At 69.1% G+C, this 20169-nt stretch carries 24 protein-coding genes; 12 read left to right on the top strand and 12 right to left on the bottom strand.

Annotated features, from left to right (window positions below; genetic code table 11):
• Window positions 1–107 precede the first annotated feature (107 nt).
• Window positions 108–860: a fumarate/nitrate reduction transcriptional regulator Fnr gene (fnr, locus tag ACG00Y_RS06865; RefSeq protein WP_394477498.1), complete on the top strand. Its 753-nt coding sequence runs from the start codon at window positions 108–110 to the stop codon at window positions 858–860.
• 53 nt (window positions 861–913) lie between these two features.
• The gene (locus tag ACG00Y_RS06860; protein WP_394477230.1) at window positions 914–2257 is read left to right on the top strand and encodes an NAD(P)/FAD-dependent oxidoreductase; all 1344 of its coding nucleotides are present in this window, start codon (window positions 914–916) and stop codon (window positions 2255–2257) included.
• Here ACG00Y_RS06860 and ACG00Y_RS06855 read toward each other — a convergent pair.
• From ACG00Y_RS06855 to ACG00Y_RS06815, 9 genes are all read right to left on the bottom strand, one after another.
• Complete coding sequence (locus ACG00Y_RS06855) at window positions 2199–2492, bottom strand: hypothetical protein (protein WP_394477228.1); 294 nt, start codon at window positions 2490–2492, stop codon at window positions 2199–2201. The genes ACG00Y_RS06860 and ACG00Y_RS06855 overlap by 59 nt on opposite strands.
• On the bottom strand, window positions 2489–2710 hold the full coding sequence (locus ACG00Y_RS06850; protein ID WP_394477226.1) for a nitrogen fixation protein FixH: 222 nt from the start codon (window positions 2708–2710) through the stop codon (window positions 2489–2491). The genes ACG00Y_RS06855 and ACG00Y_RS06850 overlap by 4 nt, the downstream gene beginning before the upstream one ends.
• Before the next feature lie 124 nt (window positions 2711–2834).
• A complete protein-coding gene (gene ccoG / locus ACG00Y_RS06845) occupies window positions 2835–4232 on the bottom strand; it encodes a cytochrome c oxidase accessory protein CcoG (RefSeq protein ID WP_394477224.1) in 1398 nt (465 codons plus the stop codon).
• Window positions 4232–5125 (bottom strand): cytochrome-c oxidase, cbb3-type subunit III, encoded by an 894-nt coding sequence (gene ccoP, locus ACG00Y_RS06840; protein WP_394477222.1) that lies wholly within the window; start codon window positions 5123–5125, stop codon window positions 4232–4234. Before ccoP ends, ccoG begins: the two co-directional genes overlap by 1 nt.
• Window positions 5122–5253, bottom strand: coding sequence for a cbb3-type cytochrome oxidase subunit 3 (locus ACG00Y_RS06835; RefSeq protein WP_394477221.1), 132 nt, complete (start codon window positions 5251–5253; stop codon window positions 5122–5124). The genes ccoP and ACG00Y_RS06835 overlap by 4 nt, the downstream gene beginning before the upstream one ends.
• Complete coding sequence (ccoO, locus tag ACG00Y_RS06830; protein WP_394477219.1) at window positions 5240–5899, bottom strand: cytochrome-c oxidase, cbb3-type subunit II; 660 nt, start codon at window positions 5897–5899, stop codon at window positions 5240–5242. Before ccoO ends, ACG00Y_RS06835 begins: the two co-directional genes overlap by 14 nt.
• 10 nt (window positions 5900–5909) lie before the next feature.
• On the bottom strand, window positions 5910–7355 hold the full coding sequence (gene ccoN, locus ACG00Y_RS06825) for a cytochrome-c oxidase, cbb3-type subunit I (protein ID WP_394477217.1): 1446 nt from the start codon (window positions 7353–7355) through the stop codon (window positions 5910–5912).
• 46 nt (window positions 7356–7401) lie between these two features.
• Window positions 7402–7551: a cbb3-type cytochrome oxidase assembly protein CcoS gene (ccoS, locus tag ACG00Y_RS06820; protein ID WP_394477215.1), complete on the bottom strand. Its 150-nt coding sequence runs from the start codon at window positions 7549–7551 to the stop codon at window positions 7402–7404.
• Complete coding sequence (locus ACG00Y_RS06815) at window positions 7551–9749, bottom strand: heavy metal translocating P-type ATPase (RefSeq protein WP_394477213.1); 2199 nt, start codon at window positions 9747–9749, stop codon at window positions 7551–7553. The genes ccoS and ACG00Y_RS06815 overlap by 1 nt, the downstream gene beginning before the upstream one ends.
• Before the next feature lie 35 nt (window positions 9750–9784).
• Here ACG00Y_RS06815 and ACG00Y_RS06810 point away from each other — a divergent pair, with 35 nt between their 5' ends.
• Both ACG00Y_RS06810 and ACG00Y_RS06805 read left to right on the top strand, forming a co-directional pair.
• Window positions 9785–10222: a DUF192 domain-containing protein gene (locus ACG00Y_RS06810; protein WP_394477211.1), complete on the top strand. Its 438-nt coding sequence runs from the start codon at window positions 9785–9787 to the stop codon at window positions 10220–10222.
• Window positions 10223–10423: 201 nt separating this feature from the next.
• Entirely contained in the window at window positions 10424–10876 is a 453-nt protein-coding gene (locus ACG00Y_RS06805) for a cupin domain-containing protein (protein ID WP_394477209.1), read from the top strand.
• 50 nt (window positions 10877–10926) lie between these two features.
• Here the strand turns inward: ACG00Y_RS06805 and ACG00Y_RS06800 are convergent, their stop codons facing one another.
• The gene (locus ACG00Y_RS06800; protein ID WP_394477207.1) at window positions 10927–11649 is read right to left on the bottom strand and encodes a glutathione S-transferase family protein; all 723 of its coding nucleotides are present in this window, start codon (window positions 11647–11649) and stop codon (window positions 10927–10929) included.
• A gap of 106 nt (window positions 11650–11755) precedes the next feature.
• On the opposite strand from ACG00Y_RS06800, the gene ACG00Y_RS06795 reads away from it, so the two are divergent.
• On the top strand, window positions 11756–12973 hold the full coding sequence (locus tag ACG00Y_RS06795) for a polyhydroxyalkanoate depolymerase (protein WP_394477205.1): 1218 nt from the start codon (window positions 11756–11758) through the stop codon (window positions 12971–12973).
• 186 nt (window positions 12974–13159) lie between these two features.
• Here ACG00Y_RS06795 and ACG00Y_RS06790 read toward each other — a convergent pair whose 3' ends face one another.
• Both ACG00Y_RS06790 and xseA read right to left on the bottom strand, forming a co-directional pair.
• Window positions 13160–13747, bottom strand: a complete 588-nt coding sequence (locus ACG00Y_RS06790) for a superoxide dismutase (RefSeq protein ID WP_394477203.1) — start codon at window positions 13745–13747, stop codon at window positions 13160–13162.
• 60 nt (window positions 13748–13807) lie between these two features.
• The gene (gene xseA, locus ACG00Y_RS06785; protein WP_394477200.1) at window positions 13808–15115 is read right to left on the bottom strand and encodes an exodeoxyribonuclease VII large subunit; all 1308 of its coding nucleotides are present in this window, start codon (window positions 15113–15115) and stop codon (window positions 13808–13810) included.
• 343 nt (window positions 15116–15458) lie between these two features.
• Between xseA and ACG00Y_RS06780 the strand changes: the two genes are divergently transcribed.
• The 7 genes from ACG00Y_RS06780 to ACG00Y_RS06750 all read left to right on the top strand — a co-directional run bounded on the left by ACG00Y_RS06780 (window position 15459) and on the right by ACG00Y_RS06750 (window position 20137).
• The gene (locus tag ACG00Y_RS06780) at window positions 15459–16076 is read left to right on the top strand and encodes a MotA/TolQ/ExbB proton channel family protein (protein ID WP_394477199.1); all 618 of its coding nucleotides are present in this window, start codon (window positions 15459–15461) and stop codon (window positions 16074–16076) included.
• Between the two features lie 4 nt (window positions 16077–16080).
• On the top strand, window positions 16081–16497 hold the full coding sequence (locus ACG00Y_RS06775; RefSeq protein ID WP_394477197.1) for an ExbD/TolR family protein: 417 nt from the start codon (window positions 16081–16083) through the stop codon (window positions 16495–16497).
• 4 nt (window positions 16498–16501) lie between these two features.
• Window positions 16502–17518 (top strand): tetraacyldisaccharide 4'-kinase, encoded by a 1017-nt coding sequence (gene lpxK, locus ACG00Y_RS06770; protein ID WP_394477195.1) that lies wholly within the window; start codon window positions 16502–16504, stop codon window positions 17516–17518.
• Window positions 17503–17718, top strand: a complete 216-nt coding sequence (locus tag ACG00Y_RS06765) for a Trm112 family protein (RefSeq protein ID WP_394477193.1) — start codon at window positions 17503–17505, stop codon at window positions 17716–17718. The genes lpxK and ACG00Y_RS06765 overlap by 16 nt, the downstream gene beginning before the upstream one ends.
• A gap of 73 nt (window positions 17719–17791) precedes the next feature.
• Window positions 17792–18529: a 3-deoxy-manno-octulosonate cytidylyltransferase gene (kdsB, locus tag ACG00Y_RS06760; RefSeq protein WP_394477191.1), complete on the top strand. Its 738-nt coding sequence runs from the start codon at window positions 17792–17794 to the stop codon at window positions 18527–18529.
• A gap of 99 nt (window positions 18530–18628) precedes the next feature.
• Window positions 18629–19282: an adenylate kinase gene (gene adk, locus ACG00Y_RS06755; RefSeq protein ID WP_394477189.1), complete on the top strand. Its 654-nt coding sequence runs from the start codon at window positions 18629–18631 to the stop codon at window positions 19280–19282.
• 96 nt (window positions 19283–19378) lie between these two features.
• Entirely contained in the window at window positions 19379–20137 is a 759-nt protein-coding gene (locus ACG00Y_RS06750) for a 3-hydroxyacyl-CoA dehydrogenase (RefSeq protein ID WP_394477187.1), read from the top strand.
• The last annotated feature ends 32 nt before the right edge of the window (window positions 20138–20169 follow it).

Genomic DNA, 20169 nt, shown 5'->3' with positions numbered 1-20169 from the left:
GCCGCCACTGTGCCGAGACAGGCACCGCCGGGCCTTGATCCACGTCAAGGCCGCTGCGCGTCCTCTGGCAAAGAATGCCGTTCATGCTGACCACCCTGCCCCGCGCGATGCCCGTGCCGACAAACTCTGACTTGGCCGCCGCACCCGCCATCGAACCGCTCAAGGTCGCCTGCGCCAGTTGCAACCTGCGCGAGCTGTGCCTGCCGGTCGGCTTGAACGCGGGCGAGATCGACCGGCTCGACGGCCTGGTCAGCAACCGCCGCAGCGTGACGCGTGGCGAGCACCTGTTCCGCAACGGCGAGCGCTTCGAGGCGCTGTATGCCGTGCGCACGGGCTTCTTCAAGACCTGCGTCGGCAGCGAGGACGGCCGCGACCAGGTGACCGGCTTCCAGATGGCCGGCGAGCTGCTCGGGCTGGACGGCATCAGCAGCGACCGCCACCACTGCGACGCCGTCGCGCTGGAGGACTCGTCCGTCTGCGTCATCGCCTACAGCCAGCTCGAAGACCTGTCGCGCGAGTTCACGTCGCTGCAGCACTCCTTCCACAAGATCATGAGCCGCGAGATCGTGCGCGACCATGGCGTCATGCTGCTGCTGGGCAATATGCGCGCGGAGGAGCGGCTGGCCGCCTTCCTGCTGAACCTGACGCAACGTCTGCAGGCACGCGGCTTCTCGCCGTCCGCCCTGGTGCTGCGCATGACACGCGAGGAGATCGGCAGCTACCTCGGGCTGAAGCTGGAGACCGTCAGCCGCACCTTCTCCAAGTTCCAGGATGACGGGCTGCTGGAGGTGAAGCAGCGGCAGCTGCGCATCCTGAACCAGGCCGGGCTGCAGGCGCTGGTCAACAACAGCCGCTGCTAGACGACACCGGCCCTCATGCTGCGCCGCACAAAACCGGGCGTAGGATGGGATTCATGCGTCCCCAAGTCCTGATCATCGGCTGCGGTTTTGGCGGCCTGGAGGCGGCGCGAGCCCTGCGCTCGGCCGATGTCGACATCACCCTCGTCGACAAGACCAACCACCACCTGTTCCAGCCGCTGCTCTACCAGGTGGCGACCGCCGGTTTGTCGGCACCTTCCATCGCCGCGCCGATACGCCACCTGTTCCGGCGCCAGCGCAACGTGACGACCTTGCTCGGTGAGGTGGTTGCCATCGATCCGCAGGCGCGCACGGTCGCGCTGAAGGACGGCGCCACGCTGCACTGGGACCATCTCATCGTCGCCGCCGGCGCCACGCACAGCTACTTCGGCCGCGACGACTGGGCGCCGTTCGCGCCGGGGTTGAAGACACTGGACGACGCCTTCGAGATCCGCAGGCGCGTGCTGATGGCCTTCGAGGCGGCCGAGCGTGAGGACGACCCGGCCAGGCGTGCGGCGCTGCTGCAGTTCGTCGTCGTGGGCGGCGGGCCGACCGGCGTCGAGCTGGCCGGCACCTTCGCCGAGATCGCCCGCCACACGCTGCCGGGCGAGTTCCGCCGGATCGACCCGCGCCAGGCACGCGTGCTGCTGGTGGAAGGCGGCGCGCGCGTACTGCAGTCCATGCCCGAGCGCCTGTGCGAGCGCGCCCGCGAGCAGCTGACGGCGCTGGGCGTGGAGGTGAAGCTGGCGGCCCGCGTGACCGGCATCGACGCCGAGGGGTTGGACATCACGTCGGCCGCCGGCCACGAGCGGCTGCTGAGCCGCTGCATCGTCTGGGCGGCGGGCGTGGCCGCGTCGCCGTTGGGCCGCACGCTGGCCCAGGCCACCGGCTGCACGCTGGACCGCGCCGGCCGTGTCGTCGTCGAGCCGGACCTGAGCCTGCAGGGCCACCCGAACATCCAGGTCATCGGCGACTTGGCCGCCGCGCACAGCCATGTGCCGGGCCGCGAGCCCAGGCCCGTGCCGGGCGTGTCACCGGGCGCCAAGCAGATGGGTCGTTATGCCGCCGCCAACATCCAGCGCCGGCTGCGCGGCGAGGCGACGCAGGCCTTCCGCTACGCCGACTACGGCAACCTCGCCACCATCGGCCGCAACAGCGCGGTCGTCGACCTCGACACACCGGCCGGGCCACTGCGCTTCTCAGGCTATTTCGCGTGGCTGTTCTGGCTGTTTGCGCACGTCTGGTTCCTGATCGGCTTTCGCAACCGCTTCGTCGTGCTGGTGGACTGGGCCTGGGCCTACTGGACGCACGACCGCCATGCGCGCGTGGTGGCGGGTGGCATCAGCGCGGCCAGCCCGGCGAGCGCCGCTGCGGCTTCGGCTCGTCCGCCGGCAGGTTGACGAGCAGCAGCGCCAGGCTGGCGCCCAGGGCGATGACGCCCCAGAAAATCAGGAAGCTGAGCGTGTAGACAGCCTGCGCCGACAGCTCCACCGGCGCGCCGCCGAACCAGCGCAGTTCGTGCGGGTCGACAACGGCGAACACCATCGCCTCCAGCACGCCGGCCGCGAGGAAGGACGACCAGGCCACCGCCATCGCATAGCGAGCGATGCGCGACGGCCCCGGTGCGCCGGTCACGGCTTGGCTCCAGGCACCACGCCGGTAGCGGCATGGTTGCGCGCGGCCTGGGCGGGCGCGGCATCGGTCGTCGCACGCGTCACCAGCGGCGGGTCGGGGTGGCGGATGGCCAGCGTCACCGTGACGATGCTGGCGAGGATGACCGCCACCGGGCCCGACACGACGAGCCAGACCATGGGCTCGCGCCAGGCGGAGGAGTGAGGGGTGAGTTGGGCCATGGTGGGCTCCTTAGTTGTCGATGCCGTCGGGCCGAGCGCCGGGCCGCTCCCAAGCCGTCCCCTTGGGGGACCGACCAGGCGTGCCCGCGTGCAGCGGCGCGGGACTGGGCGAGGGTCGGCGTCATCAGCGCGGCACGACGAAGGTGGATTTCTCGGCGACGCTGTCGCCCGTGGCGCTGCGCACGACCCAGCGAATGGGCTGGGCGCCGGGCTTGAGCTGCTGGGCGGCCTCGGGCGGCAGGCGCAGCGCGACGGTGACCCAGCGCGCCTCGGTCGGGGCCAACGTGACGTTGGTGACGCTCGTACCGGGGCTGACCTGCAGCCCGGCCAGGCCGTCCGCCGCGACGCTGAGCTGCTGCGGCGCCTCGGTGGCATTCATCAGCTGCAGACGGTAGAGGTTCTCGATCCAGCCGTCCTCGACCTGCCGGGCCAGCGTGGCGCGGTCGCGCACGATGTCGACGCGGAAGTCATGCCGGCTCATCAGGCTCCACAGCACGGCCGTGCTCAGGCCCAGCAGCAGCGTGCCGTAGATCAGCACGCGCGGCCTGAAGATGCGGCGCCAGCGCTCGGCGCGCGTGAGCTGGCCGGCCATGCCGTTCTCGGTGTCGTAGCGGATGAGGCCGCGCGGCGTGGCCATCTTGTCCATGACGCCGTCGCAGACGTCGATGCAGGCGGCGCAGCTGATGCACTCGTACTGCAGGCCCTCGCGGATATCGATGCCCGTGGGGCAGACCTGCACGCACAGGCCGCAGTCGATGCAGTCGCCGACGGCCTGGCTGCGTGCCTCGCTCTTCTTGTTCCGCAGCGCGTTGTTGCCGCGCGGCTCGCCGCGGGCGGGGTCGTAGCTGACGATCAGCGTGTCGCGATCGAACATCGCGCTCTGGAAGCGCGCATAAGGGCACATGTACTTGCAAACCTGCTCGCGCATGAAGCCGGCGTTGCCATAGGTGGCGAAGCCGTAGAACAGCACCCAGAAGGCCTCCCAGGGACCGAGCGCCAGGCCCAGGAGTTCACGGATGGGCGTGAAGTAGCCGACGAAGCTGAAGCCGGTGAACAGCGCCAGCGCCACCCACGCGAGCTGCTTGCCGCCCTTGCGCCAGAACTTGTTGAATGACCAGGGCGCCTTGTCCAGCTTGAGCCGCGCATTGCGGTCGCCCTCGAACCAGCGTTCGATGAGCACGAACAGCTCGGTGTAGACCGTCTGCGGGCAGGCATAGCCGCACCACACCCGCCCCGCCACGGCAGTGAACAGGAACAGCGCATAGGCCGAGATCAGCAGCAGGGCCGTCAGGTAGACGAAGTCCTGCGGGTAGAGCACGAAGCCGAAGACGTAGAAGCGCCGCGCGGCCAGGTCGAACAGCACGGCCGGGCGGTCGCCCCAGGTCAGCCAGGGCAGGCCGTAGAAGACCAACTGCGTCAAGGCCACGCAGGCCCAGCGCAGGTTGGCGAAGCGGCCGCGCACGCTGCGCGGGTGGATCTTGTCCTCCGACTTGTAGAGGCGGATGACGGCTTCAGAGTCCATTACTGGGACAAGCCCCAGACGTAGGCAGAGAGCACGCGGATCTGCTCCGGCGTGAGCCGCTCGCCATGCGCGGGCATCTGGTTGTGCTTGCCGCCGTTGATCATCGCGACGATGGCGGGCTCGCCCCAGCCGTGCAGCCAGACCTTGTCGGCCAGGTTGGGCGCGCCGAGCGCCGGGTTGCCCTTGCCGCCCATGCCGTGGCAGGCCGCGCAGGCAGCGAACTTCGGCTTGCCGAGCTGGGCGTACAGCGGGTTGTGCGGGCTGCTGGAGAGCGACAGCACGTAGTGGGCGACATTGCGCACGTCGTCACTGGTGCCCACGGCGGCAGCCATCGGCGGCATGTTGCCTTCGCGGCCCTGCGTGATGGTCTCGCCGATGGTCTCGAAGCTGCCACCCCAGAGCCAGTCCTTGTCGGTCAGGTTGGGGAAGCCCTTGGAGCCCTTGGCGTCGGCGCCGTGGCAGGTGGCACAGTTGTTGGCGAACAGGCGCTCGCCGATCGCATGGGCCTTGGCGTCCTTGGCGAGCTGCTCCGGCGGCATGTCGGTGAAGGCGGCATAAACCGGCGCCATCGCCGCGCGCGCCTGGGCCACGTCGGCCTGGTGCTCGTTGACGCTGGTCCAGCCCAGCGAGCCGGACACGCTGCCCAGGCCGGGATAGAGCGCCAGGTAGATGCCGGCGAAGACGACGGTCAGCACGAACAGGCCCATCCACCACAGCGGCAGCGGGTTGTTCAGCTCGCGCAGGTCTTCGTCCCAGACATGGCCGGTGGTGTTGTCGGCCGCAGCGGGCTGCCGGCGGCTGGCGATGATCAGCAGCGCGAGGCAGGCCACCAGGCCCAGCACGGTGGCGGCGGCGACGAAGATGGACCAGCCGTCGTTGAAAAAGTCGCTCATTGATCGCCCCCTTCAAGCGGCAGGTGCGCTGCGGCCTCGAAGCGGCCACGCCAGGCCCAGACGACGATGCCGATGAAGACGGCCAGCGACACCAGGGTCACGGCCACGCGCAGTTCATTGATTCCCACGGGGAGCCTCCTTCTTCGACGCAGCGCCGGCCGTGCCCAGCACCTGCAGATAGGCGACGAGTGCGTCCAGTTCGGTCTTGCCGGCGGCGGCCTGGGCCGCACCCTCGACCTCGGCGTCGCTGTACGGCGTGCCCAGCGTGCGCAATGCGCTCAACCGTGCAGGCAGCCCGGCGGCATCCACCGGCGCACTGGCCAGCCAAGGGTAGGCCGGCATGTTGGACTCCGGCACCAGGTCGCGCGGGTTGAGCAGGTGGATGCGATGCCAGTCGTCGCTGTACTTGCCACCGACGCGGTGCAGGTCGGGCCCGGTGCGCTTGCTGCCCCACTGGAAGGGGCGGTCGTAGACGAACTCGCCGGCCTTGGAGTACTCGCCATAGCGCAGCGTCTCGGCCAGCAGCGGACGGATCATCTGCGAGTGGCAGTTGTAGCAACCCTCGCGCACATAGATGTCGCGGCCCGCAACCTGCAGCGCCGTGTAGGGCTTGAGCCCGGGTGCGGCCTGCGTCGTGGAGCGCTGGAAGAACAGCGGCACGATCTCCACGAAGCCGCCGACGAAGACCGTCAGCAGCACCAGCACGATCATCAGCAGGTTGCTGGTCTCGATGCGCTGGTGGCCGGTGACTTTTTCAGTGTTGTTGTTGCTCATGTCGACCTCCTCAAGCGTGTGCCATGACCTGGGGAATGCGCACGCGCTCCGGCTTGCCGGCCTGCACGGTCTTCACCACGTTCCAGACCATCACCAGCATGCCGGCCAGGTACATCAGCCCGCCCACCAGCCGCGTCACGTAGAACGGCCAGGTCGCCTTGACGCTTTCGACGAAGGTGTAGACCAGCGTGCCGTCCGGGTTGACCGCGCGCCACATCAGGCCCTGCATGACACCGGCGATCCACATCGCGGCGATGTAGAGGACGATGCCCAGCGTCGAGATCCAGAAGTGCAGCTCGATGGCGCTCTTGGAGTGCATCTCGGTGCGACCATACATGCGCGGGATCAGGTGGTAGAGCGAGCCCATCGAGATCAGCCCCACCCAGCCCAGCGCACCCGCGTGCACGTGACCAACGGTCCAGTCGGTGTAGTGCGACAGCGCGTTGACCGTCTTGATCGACATCATCGGCCCCTCGAAGGTGGCCATGCCGTAGAAGGACAGCGAGACGATGAGGAACTTCAGGATGGGGTCGTCGCGCAGTTTGTGCCACGCGCCCGACAGGGTCATGATGCCGTTGATCATGCCGCCCCAGCTGGGCGCCAGCAGCACCAGGCTGAAGATCATGCCCACGCTCTGCGCCCAGTCCGGCAGGGCCGTGTAGTGCAGGTGGTGCGGGCCCGCCCACATGTAGGTGAAGATCAGCGCCCAGAAGTGGACGATGGACAGGCGGTAGCTGTAGACCGGCCGCTCGGCCTGCTTGGGGATGTAGTAATACATCATCCCCAGGAAGCCGGCGGTCAGGAAGAAGCCGACCGCGTTATGGCCGTACCACCACTGCACCATCGCATCCTGCACGCCGGCATAGGCCGAGTAGCTCTTCCAGAACGTGACCGGCAGCACCGCGCCATTGACGATGTGCAGCAGAGCCACGGCCAGGATGAAGGCGCCAAAGAACCAGTTGGCCACGTAGATGTGGCGGATCTTGCGGCGCCCCACGGTGCCGAAGAAGACGATGGCATAGGCGACCCAGGAGACGGCGATCAGCAGCGCGATGGGCCACTCCAGCTCCGCGTATTCCTTGCCGCGCGTGAAGCCCATGGGCAGCGTGATGGCCGCACCGACGATGACCGCCTGCCAGCTCCAGAAGTGGAACCAGGCCAGCATGGGCGCGAACAGCCGCGTCTGGCCGGTGCGCTGCACGACGTGGTAGCTGGTCGCCATCAACGTGCAGCCGCCGAACGCGAAGATGACAGCGTTCGTGTGCAGTGGCCGCAGGCGGCCATAACTCAACCATGAGATGCCAAAGTTCAGCTCCGGCCAGGCCAGCTGCGCGGCGATGAACACACCCACCGCCATGCCTACCACCCCCCACAGCACGGCAGCCAGCGCGAATGCGCGTACTGGCCCGTCCTCGTATGTCGTCCCGGTGCTTGCCGGGACTCTCTCGTTCGCCATCGCGACTCCTTCAGTCTGATGCGAACGATTCTTCTCGGCGGAGGCACTAGGCGCCTTGATCCTCATCAAGCAGGATGCGTTCAGCCTCGTTTTCGAAGCCATCCAGTTGCCCGTCGTGCACGGCCCAGCCGAATACGGCCACGATCAGCAGCACCAGCAGGACCGAGAAGGGGATGAGGAGGTAGAGGATGTCCATCAGCGGTTCAGGCGTTGGGCATTGAGCACGACGAACAGCGAGCTGGCCGCCATGCCAATGCCGGCCGCCAGCGGCGGCAGCAAACCGGCCAGCGCCAACGGCACACAGGCCAGGTTGTAGAGCGCCGCCCAGGCCAGGTTCTGGCGCAGCACGCGGCGGGTCTTCCTCGCCAACGTGAGCGCCTGCGGCACGGCCATCAGCCGGTTGGACAGCAGCAGCGCATCTGCCGCGCTGCGCGCCAGCATGGCGCCCTGCCCCATCGCGATGCGCACATCGGCGGCCGCCAGCACAGGTGCGTCGTTGATGCCGTCGCCCACCATCAGCACACGTTCGCCAGCGGCCTGCCAGTCGCGCACGGCGGCGAGCTTGGACTCGGGCGTCGCGCCGGCCCGCCAGTGGGCGATGTCCAGCGCTGCGGCCATGCGCGCAACGGCGGCGGGCTGGTCGCCCGACAGCAGGCGCACGCGCCGGCCCTGGGTTCGCAGCGCCGCGACCGCCTCGGCCGCATCGGCGCGTGGCGCTTCGGCGAGGTCCAGCCACAACGTGCAGTCCCCGCAACCGAACGCCAGCCGTGCAGCGGGGTCTGGCTCTTGGCTGACCCAGGCCGGCGCCCCCAGCCGCCACAGCTTGCCCGCCGCGTCGCGCGCTTGCACGCCACGGCCCGGCAGCTCGCGCACGTCGGTCCAATTGCCCACGATGCCATCGGCCAGCGCCCGCGCATGCGGGTGGCGAGACAGTGCGGCCAGGCTGCGCGCGCCGGCCAGCAGCGCGTCGGCATCGGCGTCAACCGCCCAATGCCTGCGCAGTTGCAGCCGGTCCTCGCTGAGCGTGCCGGTCTTGTCGAAGACGACGGTGTCCACCGCGCACAGCCGCTCCAGTGCCGACAGATCGGCCAGCAGCAACCCACGCCGCGCCAGCGCGCCGCCGGCCGTCAGCCACGCGGCGGGCGCGGCCAGCGTCAGCGCGCAGGGGCAGGTGACGATGAGCACGGCCACCGCGACGGCGACCGCGCGCGACGGGTCTATCCACCACCAGGCGATGCCCGCCCCCAGCGCCAGCAGCAGCACGACGGCCGTGAAGCCGGCGGCCACGCGGTCGAGGATGCCGTTGGCAGAAGGCCGCTGGCTCTGCGCCTGCTGCATCAGCCGCACGATGCCTTGAGCCGTCGTGTCCGCGCCCACGCGTTGCACGGCGACGACGAGCGAGCCGTCGACGTTGATGCTGCCCGCCACGACCGCATCGCCCACCGCCTTGGCCACCGGCGCCGATTCACCCGTCAGCAGCGCCTCGTTCACAAAACCCTGGCCGGACAGCACGCAGCCATCCGCAGCAAACGCCTCGCCGGCCGCCACGCGGATGCGCTCACCAACGCGCAGCGCCTCGGGCGGCACGCGCTCGCTGCTGCCATCGTCGTTCAAGCGCTCGGCCGTCATCGGCAGCGAACCCGCCACGGCCTCCAGCGCGTCTGCCGCCCGGTGACGCGCGCCCAGCTCGAACCAGCGCGCCAGCAGCAGCAGCGCGACGAACATCGTCAGCGAATCGAAGTAGACCTCGTGGCCCAGCGGGCCGCCGGGGTCGAACAGCGCGCCGGTGCTGGCGACAAACGTGACCGCGATGCCCAGCGTCACCGGCACGTCCATGCCCAGCTGGCCTGCCTTCAGCTGCCGCCAGGCGCCGCTGAAGAACGGCCCGGCCGCGAAGGCCATGACCGGCAGCGTCAGCACCCAACTGCCCCAGCGCAGCAGGCGGTCCAGATCGGCCGACAACTCGCCCGCCTCGGCCACATAGGCCGGCGTTGCCAGCATCATGACCTGCATCATCAGGAAGCCCGCCACGAACAGCCGCCACAGCGCCTGCCGCCTTTCCTGCCGGCGCAGCTCGCGCGCCGGCGCGGCCACGTCGGGCGTCGCGCGATAGCCGGCGGCCTGCAGCGCCGCCAGCACATCGGCCAGCGCGACCTGCGCCGGCCACCACCGCAGCGCCAGCCGCGCCGACGCCGCATTGACACTCGCGTCCGCCACGCCCGGCAACTTCAGCAGCGCCGCCTCGATCAGCCCCGAGCAAGCCGCGCAATGCATGCCGGCCACCTGGAACTGCGACAGCGCCACGCCACCCGGGCCGTCGGGCCAGGTCGTGAAAGGGGCTAGCGCCTGCGCGTCGGCATCGGCCGCGTGCAAGCCAGGGGGTGAAGCACTCACGCCGATAATCTTGGCCGCACCCACCCGCCCCGCCCATGATCTGCATCAAAGCGTTTGCATTCGCCGCCCTCGGCCTCGTTGCCGGCATGACCAGCGCCCAGGACGCCCCGCAAAAGCTGCGCAGCATCCCGCTGACCGCCGGCATGCACGTCATCCAGGCCGAAGTGGCCATCACGCCGGAGCAGCGCGCCATCGGCCTGATGCACCGCAAGGAGATGGCCACCAACAACGGCATGCTGTTCGTCTTCGAGGAGGCGCAGCAGCAGTGCTTCTGGATGCGCAACACGCTGCTGCCGCTGTCCATCGCCTTCGTCGCGGATGACGGCACAGTCGTCAACATCGCCGACATGAAGCCGCTCGACGAAACCTCGCACTGCTCGGCCAAGCCGGTGCGCTATGCACTGGAGATGAACAAGGGCTGGTTCGCCAAGCGGGGCGTCAAGGCCGGCAGCAAGCTGGGCGGCTTGAAGTAGGCCCCTCGCCCAAGGAGTACCTTGGTCGGTCCCCCTGGGGGACGGCGATGCTCGCGGCATTTAGCCGCTCGCACATCGCCCAGCGGGCCGGCTTGGGAGCGGCCCGGCGCTCGGCCCGGAACACAGGAACACGCAAGCGCGCGTCCGGGAATGCGTCTTGCAAGCCCGAAGGGTCTCCCCAGCATTTCAGGAGGCCAGGCCATGTCGGATCTTTCGGAACCCCTCAGCGCTTCGAGCACCAGCTCAGGTACGACGTTCTCTCACGTGAAGCCGGGCGACACGCCCTGGCGCAGTGACGGGCTCAGGGACTTCTTTCTTTACCGCGACCTCGGCATCGCCGCCGCCACGGGTGGGCGCGTCATCGCGCACCTTGTGAAGGCGAACATGGCCCCGGAAAAGGGCACCGGCTGGCACCGCCATGAGGCGGATTTCCAGATCGTGCTGATGACCAAGGGCTGGGCCAAGTTCATGTACGGCGACCAGGAGACCCTGGTCGAGGCCGGCGACTGCGTGCACCAGCGCCCGGGCATCGTGCACTACCTGTTCGACTACTCCCCGGACATGGAGTACCTGGAGATCGTGTCGCCGGCGGACTTCAAGTCCATCGACGCGCCCGCGCCCTGCGACGTGCCTGTCCCCACGCCCTGGCCCTGACCTTCAGCGTTAAACAGCGCTCATGCGCTGCTCAACGGCTGCGAACCTCGTCAAAAGTCCATGTCGAGGAGGTCGATCTCCTCTGGCTCCAGCTTGGCCTCGGCGATCCAGGTCTTCATCTCCGTCATGCCCAGGATGGTGTCGCGGTAGGCCGCGCAGGCGTCGGGCAGCGGCACGCCATAGGTCTTGAAGCGCGTGGCCACCGGCGCAAAGATCGCATCGGCCGCGCTGCGCTTCTTGCCGAAAAGGAAGGGCCCGCCATAGCTGGCCAGGCAATCGCTCCAGATCTCGATGATGCGCTCGATGTCCGGCTTGGCACCGGCCCAGATCTTGTGCTTGGGGAAATGCCCCTTCAGGTTCATCGGGAGCGCCGAGCGCAGGTTGGCGAAGCCCGAGTTCATCTCGCCGCAGACAGCGCGCGCATGGGCCCGCGCCACGCGGTCAGTCGGCCACAGGCCGGCCTTGGGGAAGGTCTCGTTGAGGTACTCGGCAATGGCCAGCGTGTTCCACACCGTGGCCCCCTCATGGCGCAGGCAGGGCACGCGGATGGACGGCGCCAGCAGCAGCAGTTCCTTCCTCGCGTCCGCGTCGTCGGGCGGCAGCATGACCTCGTCGAAGGTCAGCCCCGCAAAGCGGGTCAGCAGCCAGCCGCGAAGTGACCAGGACGAGTAGTTCTTGCTGCTCAGCGTCAGCGTCGCGGTGGCGGGTATGGCGGGCGCGATGGCCTTGCTGGACTTGCGAGCCGCTGGTTTGGTCGGCGTGGCAACGGGCATGGGCATCTCCTTGATGTCGGGGCTTCGTCAGCCTCGACGCAAGCCCCATGCCACGCTGGCGCGCTCCTTGCGATGCATGAGGCACCACCAAAGCGCAGGAGACTCCATGTACCCCGCCTATCAGGCCCATGTCGACCTGCTGTGGCCGCTGCGCGCGGCGACCCGCTGGTCCCTGCCCTTCCTGCAGGACCCGAGCCTGGCCGACAACAACTGGCTGCCCGCCCGCCAGATGGCGGCGGCCGGCCAGGTGTTCGAACTGGCGCAGGTCACGCACAAGCGCCCGCCCTGGCGCATCGCCGAGGTCGTCAGCAGCGCCGGCGAACGCTGGCCGGTGGCCGAAGAGGCCGTGCTGACCACGCCGTTTGCCACGCTGATGCGCTTTCGCCGGGAGGGCGCACCGGCCGCGCCCAAGGTGCTGGTCGTGGCGCCCATGTCGGGCCACTTCGCCACGCTTCTGCGCGACACGGTGCGCACGCTGATGCAAGACCACGACGTCTACGTCAGCGACTGGCACAACGTGCGCGACGTGCCGCTGTCGGCCGGCCGCTTCGGCCTGGACGAATACACGCAGCACATCATCGACTTCCTCGCGGCGATGGGCCCGGGTGCCAACGTCGTGGCCGTCTGCCAGCCCTGCGTCAGCTCGCTGGCCGCCGTGGCCATCATGGCCGAGGACGACCACCCCGCCACGCCCGCCAGCCTGACGCTGATGGCCGGCCCCATCGACTGCCGCGTCAACCCGACGGCGGTGAACGAGCTGGCGACGAGCAAGCCCATCGAGTGGTTCAGGAAGAACCTCATCAGCCATGTGCCCTGGCAGCACGGCGGTGCGGGGCGGCGGGTCTATCCGGGCTTCGTGCAGCTGTCGGCCTTCATGAGCATGAACAAGGACCGGCACGCCAACGCCTTCAAGGACTACTACAAGCACCTCGTCAACGACGAGTTCGACAAGGCCGAAATCACCCGCACCTTCTACGAGGAATACATGGCCGTGGCCGACCTCGCGGCGGATTTCTATCTGGAGACCGTGGAGCGCGTCTTCCAGACCTACGACCTGCCGCGCGGCGAGCTGATGTTCAAGGGCCGCCGCGTCAACCCGGCGGCCATCCGCCGCACCGCGCTGCTGACCGTGGAAGGCGAGCGCGACGACATCTGCTCGGTGGGCCAGACGCTGGCCGCGCAAGACCTGGCGAGCAGCCTGAAGATGTATCTGCGCACCCACTACATCCAGCCCAATGTGGGCCACTACGGCGTGTTCAGCGGGCGGCGCTGGCAGCACCAGGTCTATCCGCTGGTGCGACGGGTCATTCAGGTATCCCAGTAGCGAGCCCCTCGTCCAGTTGCGCCGCGCTGAACGCGGGCGTACCTGGCCGGTCCCCCGAGGGGACGGCGATGCTCTCGGCATCGAGCCGAGATCACATCGCCAAGCGGGCCGGCTTGGGAGCGGCCCGGCGCTCGGCCCGAGAACAAAAAGCCGGCATCAGCCGGCCTCTGTTCAACAACGATCCGCTTACGCGAAGTTGGCTTCAGCGAACTGCCAGTTGACCAAGTTGCTCAGGAAGGTCTCGACGAACTTCGGGCGCAGGTTGCGGTAGTCGATGTAGTAGGCGTGCTCCCACACGTCGACCGTCAGCAGCGCGGTGTCGGCGCCGGTCAGCGGCGTGCCGGCGGCGCCGGTGTTGACGATGTCGACCGAGCCGTCGGCCTTCTTGACCAGCCAGGTCCAGCCCGAGCCGAAGTTACCGACGGCGCTCTTCACGAAGGCTTCCTTGAAGGCCGCATAGCTGCCCCACTTGGCGTTGATGGCGTCAGCCAGCGCGCCGCCGGGCTCGCCGCCGCCCTGCGGCTTCATGCAGTTCCAGAAGAAGGTGTGGTTCCAGATCTGCGCGGCGTTGTTGTAGACGGGGCCCGGGTTCGGCGCCTTCTTGATGATCTCTTCCAGCGTCAGGGCTTCGTACTCGGTGCCCTTCTGCAGGTTGTTGAGGTTCACGACGTAGGCGTTGTGATGTTTGCCGTGGTGGAACTCCAGCGTTTCCTTGCTGTAGTGCGGGGCCAGCGAGTCGATCGGGTAAGGCAGCGGGGGCAGCGTGTGTTCCATCGTGGAATCCTCAAGGGTTTGGGGGGAAGGGAGACGCGGCGGATTGTAGGGAGCGTCCATTCAACCCGCTGGCAATGGCCGTACCCGCAGGACTTGCATGTCGGCGCTGCCGTCGGCCAGCACGGCGCGCACCTCGGTGCTCGCCTGCAGGGCCTGCACGGAGGTGATCGCCCCGCCCTGCCCGTCGTCCAGCCAGGCATAGCCGCGGGCCAGCACATGCTGCGGGTCCAGCGCCTGCAGGCGGGCCTGCAGGGCGTCCAGCCGCGTGGTCTGGCGGCGCAAGGTTTCTGCCAAGGCCCGGGCCGGGCGCGGCGCCAGGTGGGCAAGGCGCTGGCGCTGCAGTTCGACACGCCGGCCCGGCGCCGCCGCAGCGCGCTGGGCCAGCAGGTCCAGCAGCCGGCGCTGGCGGGCCAGAGCATCGCTGGGCCGGGCAAGGCGCAGCGCGATGCGGTCCAGACGCTGGCCCAGCGTCTGCAGGCGATGGTCCAGGCGCAGCGTCAGGCCGCGCTCCAGCGTGGCGAGCTGCTGCAGCAGGCCGTCGCGGGACGGCGCGGCCAGCTCGGCCGCCGCCGTGGGCGTCGGCGCGCGCAGGTCGGCTGCCAGGTCGCTGAGGGTGATGTCGGTCTCGTGCCCCACGCCGCAGATCACCGGCACGGCCGATGTCGCCACGGCGCGCACGACGCGCTCGTCATTGAAGGCCCACAAGTCCTCCAGCGATCCGCCGCCGCGCACCAGCAGCAGCACGTCCACTTCGGCCCGGGCGTTGGCGATGCGCAGCGCATTGACCAGCGCCGGCGGCGCCTCCCCGCCCTGCACCGGGCTGGGGTAGACGACGACCTCCACCTGCGGCGCCCGCCGCGCCAGCGCCGTCAGCACGTCGTGCAGGGCCGCGCCGGCCGTGGACGTGACGACGCCGATGCGCTGCGGCATGGCGGGCAGGGCCCGCTTGCGATCGGCATCGAACAGGCCCTCGGCGGCCAGCCGCTCGCGCAGCCGCAGGAACTGCTCGTACAGCGTGCCGGCGCCGGCCCGGCGCATGGCCTCGACGACGAACTGCAACTCGCCGCGCGGCTCGTACACGGCAACGCGGCCACGCAGCTCGACCAGCGCGCCGTCGGCCGGCGTGAAGTCCAGCATCGCCGCTGCGCGGCGGAACATCGCGCAGCGCAGGCTGGCGGCCTGGCCGTCGGCGTCCTTCACGCCGAAGTAGCAATGCCCGCTGGCCGCCCGCGTGAAGCCGCTGATCTCGCCGCCGACGACGACCACCGAGAAGCGCTCGGCCAGGCTCTGCGAGATGGCCTCCACCAGGCCCGCCACGCCCCAGACGCGACGATTTGATGCGGTCTCGCGCCCGTCAATCACGCGCAAACCCAATGCCGGCGCGGGCCGGGAAGTCCACAGCCGCGCCAATGCTGGGCTGGCGGGCGATTTCGGCCCATCGCGCCTGTCACGGCGCCGTCATGAGCACATAAGGCCTTGTTTTTCAATTCGAATTCCACTGCTCAAACTTGAGGCAAATTGTCCAAGGCCTTGATTTGACGGCCTCTGGCGGTCCGCGCACCGGGCTTGCCCACAAAGTTATCCACAGCAGCAGTGGATTGTGGAGGCGCTTTCAGCGGGCCGAGACGCTGGCATGAGCGCGCATGCCAGGGCCCATAATCCGGCGCACTTCCTGGCCGGTCGCGGCCGCCTTTTTTCGACGGGGACGCCCTTGTTTTCGATCATACAAGCCGCCGGCTGGCCGATCTGGCCCTTGCTCCTTTGCTCCGTGGTGGCCCTGGCCCTGATCATCGAACGCTTCACCAGCCTGCGCGCCAGCCGCGTGCTGCCGCCGCGGCTGCTGGAGGACGTGCTCAACGTCAGCGCCCAGCAACTGCCTGCGCCCGAGATGGTCAACCGTCTGGCCGAGAACTCGGTACTCGGTGAACTGCTGGCCTCCGGCCTGCGCGCGGTCGCCGCCGAACCGCAGATGCCCGAGAGCAAGCTGCGCTCCGTGTTCGAGTTCGCCGGCCGCCGCGCAGTGCACCAGCTGGAGCGCTACATGAACACGCTGGGCACCATCGCCACGGCCGCGCCGCTGCTGGGGCTGATGGGCACGGTGGTCGGCATGATCGAGATCTTCGGGAGCCAGACGCCCGGCGGCGGCAACCCCGCCCAACTGGCGCACGGCATCTCCATCGCGCTCTACAACACCGCCTTCGGCCTGATCATCGCCATCCCGGCGCTGATGTTCTACCGCTACTTCCGCGGCCGCATCGAGGAGTACGTGCTGGAGCTGGAGGCCGCCGCCGACCGCATGCTGGGCCAGTTGCGCCGCCACACGGCCTGACGTCATGAGGTTCCGTTCACCTCACCGCGAGCCGCCGGAGATCAACCTGATCCCTTTCATCGACGTGCTGTTGGTGATCCTGATCTTCCTGATGCTGTCGACGACCTACTCCAAGTTCACCGAGCTGCAGATCACGCTGCCCTCGGCCGACGCGGACAAGCTCAAGGACCGGCCGCAGGAGGTCATCGTCGGCATCGCGGCGGATGGCCGCTTCGTCATCAACAAGCAGGCTGTCGAAGGCCGCTCGGTGGAGCTGCTCATCACCGCGCTGCGCCAGGCCTCGGGCGGCAACGCAGAGGCCTCGGTCATCATCTCGGCCGACGCCGCCACGCCCCACCAGGCCGTCATCAACGTGATGGACGCGGCCCGCCGCGTGGGCCTGACCCGTGTCACCTTCGCCGCGCAGACCGACGCTCGCTGATCGGTTGCAGCAGCAGTGGCTGACGGGCGGGCCGCTGTCAGCCGCACTGCTGCCGCTGAGCTGGCTCTACCGCGCGCTGCTGGCGTTGCGCACGCTGGCCTATCGCCTGGGCTTGAAGCGCACCGAGACGCTGCCCGTGCCGGTCATCGTCGTCGGCAACTGGATCGTCGGCGGCGCCGGCAAGACACCCACAACGCTCGCGCTGCTGGACCTGCTGCGGGCACGCGGCCTGCGTGCCGGCGTCATCTCGCGCGGCTATGGCCGCGAGGTCGACGGCATCCACCTCGTCACCCGTGCGTCGACAGCGCGCCAGGCCGGTGACGAGCCGTTGCTGATCCATCTGCGCGGCCGCGTGCCGGTCGCCGTGGGCCGCGACCGCGTCGCCGCCGCCCGGGCGCTCGTGGCGGCTCATCCCGACTTGGACCTGCTGGTCAGCGACGACGGCCTGCAGCACTGGCGCCTGCCGCGCGCTTTGAGCCTGCTGGTCTTCGACGAGCGCGGCCTGGGCAATGACCGGCTGCTGCCCGCCGGCCCGCTACGGCAACCTCCCGACAAGCCGACGGCGAACCAGCTCGTCGTCTACAACGCCCCACAACCCAGCACCGCCCTGCCCGGCTTCGTCGCCCAGCGCCGGCTGACGGGCGCAGTCCCGCTGGCCGACTGGTGGGCGGGCCGGCCTGCCGACATGGCCGCGCTGCTGGCCCTGCGCGGCAAGCCCGGCCTCGTCGCCTGCGCCGGCCTGGCGAGGCCACAGCGCTTCTTCGACATGCTGACCAGCCTGGGCCTGGCCTTCGAGCCGCTGCCGCTGCAGGACCACGCCGATTTCTCCGCCCTGCCCTGGCCGGCCGGCACCGCAGGCGTGCTGCTGACCGAGAAGGACGCCGTCAAGCTGCCGCCCGAGGTCGTCGGCGCGACCGCCGTCTGGGTCGTGACGCTAGACTTTCAACCCGGCCCCGGCTTTGAAGCGGCGCTGGACACCCAACTGCAACGCCTGTTTCCCACCCGATGGATCAACGACTGATCGAAATGCTGGTCTGCCCGCTCTGCAAGAGCCCGCTGACCCTGTTGCGCGAAGGTGCCGGCCTGGAGTTGCCGGCGCTGGCCTGTCGCGCCGACCGCCTGGCCTTCCCCATCCGCGACGGCATCCCGCTGATGCTGGAGAGCGAGGCCAAGGCCTGGGACCCGGACGCGCCCGCGCCGCCGGTCGTGCTGGCGCCGTGAGCGCCGCGCCGGGCCGTCCCAAGCAAGCTCGCTCCCGCGTGGCGGGACAGGCCGCAGGCCGAAGGGTGCACCAATGAGCTTTACCGTCATCATCCCGGCGCGGCTGGCGTCGACCCGCCTGCCCAACAAGCCGCTGGCGGACATCGCCGGCCTGCCAATGATCGTGCGCGTCGCCCAGCGTGCCGCCCTGTCGGGCGCCAGCCAGATCGTCGTCGCGACCGACGCGCCCGAGGTCGCCGCCGCCTGCGCCGCCCACGGCGTGCGCGCACTGATGACGCGGGCCGACCATCCCTCCGGCAGCGACCGGCTTGCCGAGGCCGTCGAGCAGCTTGGCCTTGCCGACGATGCCGTGGTCGTCAACGTGCAGGGCGACGAGCCGCTGATCGCGCCGGCCATGATCGACGCCTGCGCGGTGACACTGAGCGCACAGCCGGACTGCGTCATGTCCACCGTCGCCCATGCGCTGACCGACGCCGCCGAGTTCGCCAATCCCAACGTCGTCAAGCTCGTCACCGACAAGGCCGGCCGGGCGCTGTACTTCTCGCGAGCCCGCATCGCCTGGTGGCGCGACGGCGCCGGCCAGCCTAACCAGGCGCTGCGCCATGTCGGTCTGTACGCCTACCGCGCCGGCTTCCTGCGCCGCTTCCCGACGCTGGCGGTCAGCCCGCTGGAGCAGATCGAGTCGCTGGAGCAGTTGCGCGTGCTCTGGCACGGCGAGCGCATCGCCGTGCACGTCAGTAGCGAACGGCCCGGCCCGGGCGTCGACACGCCCGAGGATCTGGAGCGAGTGCGGCGCTTGATCCAGGGCTGAACCGGGCCTGCCGCGTCAGGCCCGCGAAAGTACGCATGCGATACTCGTGCGCAGAGCTGAGCGGGACTTTTTAACAGTCCCGACATGACGAGGAGACCCATGCGACTGATCCTTCTTGGCGCCCCTGGCGCCGGCAAAGGCACCCAAGCTGCCTTCATCTGCAAGCAATTCGGCATTCCGCAGATCTCGACTGGCGACATGCTGCGCGCCGCCGTCAAGGCAGGCACGCCGTTGGGGCTGCAGGCCGATTCCGTGATGAAGTCCGGCGCCCTGGTCAGCGATGACCTCATCATCGCCCTCGTGAAAGAGCGCATCGGCCAACCAGACTGCAGCAACGGCTTTCTTTTCGACGGCTTCCCGCGCACCATCCCGCAGGCCGACGCGATGAAGGCGGCCGGCGTCAAGCTGGACTATGTGCTGGAGATCGACGTGCCCTTCGACGCAATCATCGAGCGCATGAGCGGTCGCCGCTCCCACCCGGCCTCGGGCCGCACCTACCACGTCAAGTTCAACCCGCCCAAGGTCGAAGGCAAGGACGACGAGACCGGTGAGGACCTGGTGCAGCGCCCCGACGACGAGGAAGCCACCGTCAAGAAGCGCCTGGACGTCTATTCCGCTCAGACCCGCCCGCTGGTCGACTACTACTCGCAGTGGGCCGCCACCGGCGACGCCAGCGCGCCGAAGTACCGCCGTATCGAAGGTCTGGGCTCGGTCGACGACATCACGCGCCGCGCGCTCGCTGCGCTGGCCTGATCCCTGCTTGCTGACAAAGCCGCAGCGCGCGAGCCCTGCGGCTTTTTTGTTGGCGACAATTGACGTTCACGTCAATTCACGCGGGGGATTCTCATCATGGAAATCGCAGGCAAGGTGTTCATCGTCACCGGCGGCGCCTCGGGGCTGGGGGAAGGCACGGCCCGCATGCTGGCCGCCCATGGCGGCATGGTCGTCATCGCCGATCTGCAGGTCGAACGCGGCGAGCAGGTCGCGGCCGAGCTGGGCGGCGTCTTCGTCAAGTGCGATGTCAGCCAGGAGGCTGACGGCCAGGCCGCCGTCGCCGCAGCCACGGCGCTGGGCAAGCTCATGGGCCTCGTCAACTGCGCCGGCATCGCACCCGCGATCAAGACGGTCGGCAAGGACGGCGCCCATCCGCTCGCGAGTTTTTCGAAGACGATCACGGTCAACCTGATCGGCACCTTCAACATGATCCGCCTGGCCGCCGAGGCCATGGTCCGCAACGAGCCGGAGCCGACCGGCGAACGCGGTGTGCTGATCTCCACCGCCTCGGTCGCCGCCTACGACGGCCAGATCGGCCAGGCGGCGTATTCGGCATCCAAGGCTGGCGTCGTCGGCATGACGCTGCCGATCGCCCGGGACCTGGCCCGCAACGGCATCCGCAACATGACGATCGCCCCGGGCATCTTCGGCACGCCGATGCTGTTCGGCATGCCGCAGGAGGTGCAGGACGCGCTGGCCGCCAGCGTGCCCTTCCCGAGCCGCCTGGGCACGCCGCAGGACTACGCCAAGCTCGTGCACCAGATCGTCACGAACGAGATGCTCAACGGCGAGGTCATCCGGCTGGACGGCGCGATCCGGATGGCGCCGAAATAGAAAAGGGCCTGGTTCGCACCAGGCCCTTTCTG

It is taken from the genome of Pelomonas parva (assembly GCF_043555835.1).
GTDB lineage: Bacteria > Pseudomonadota > Gammaproteobacteria > Burkholderiales > Burkholderiaceae_C > Pelomonas > Pelomonas parva.
Note: the sequence above shows the minus strand (reverse complement) of the source record. Positions and strands in the feature narration are given on the sequence as shown.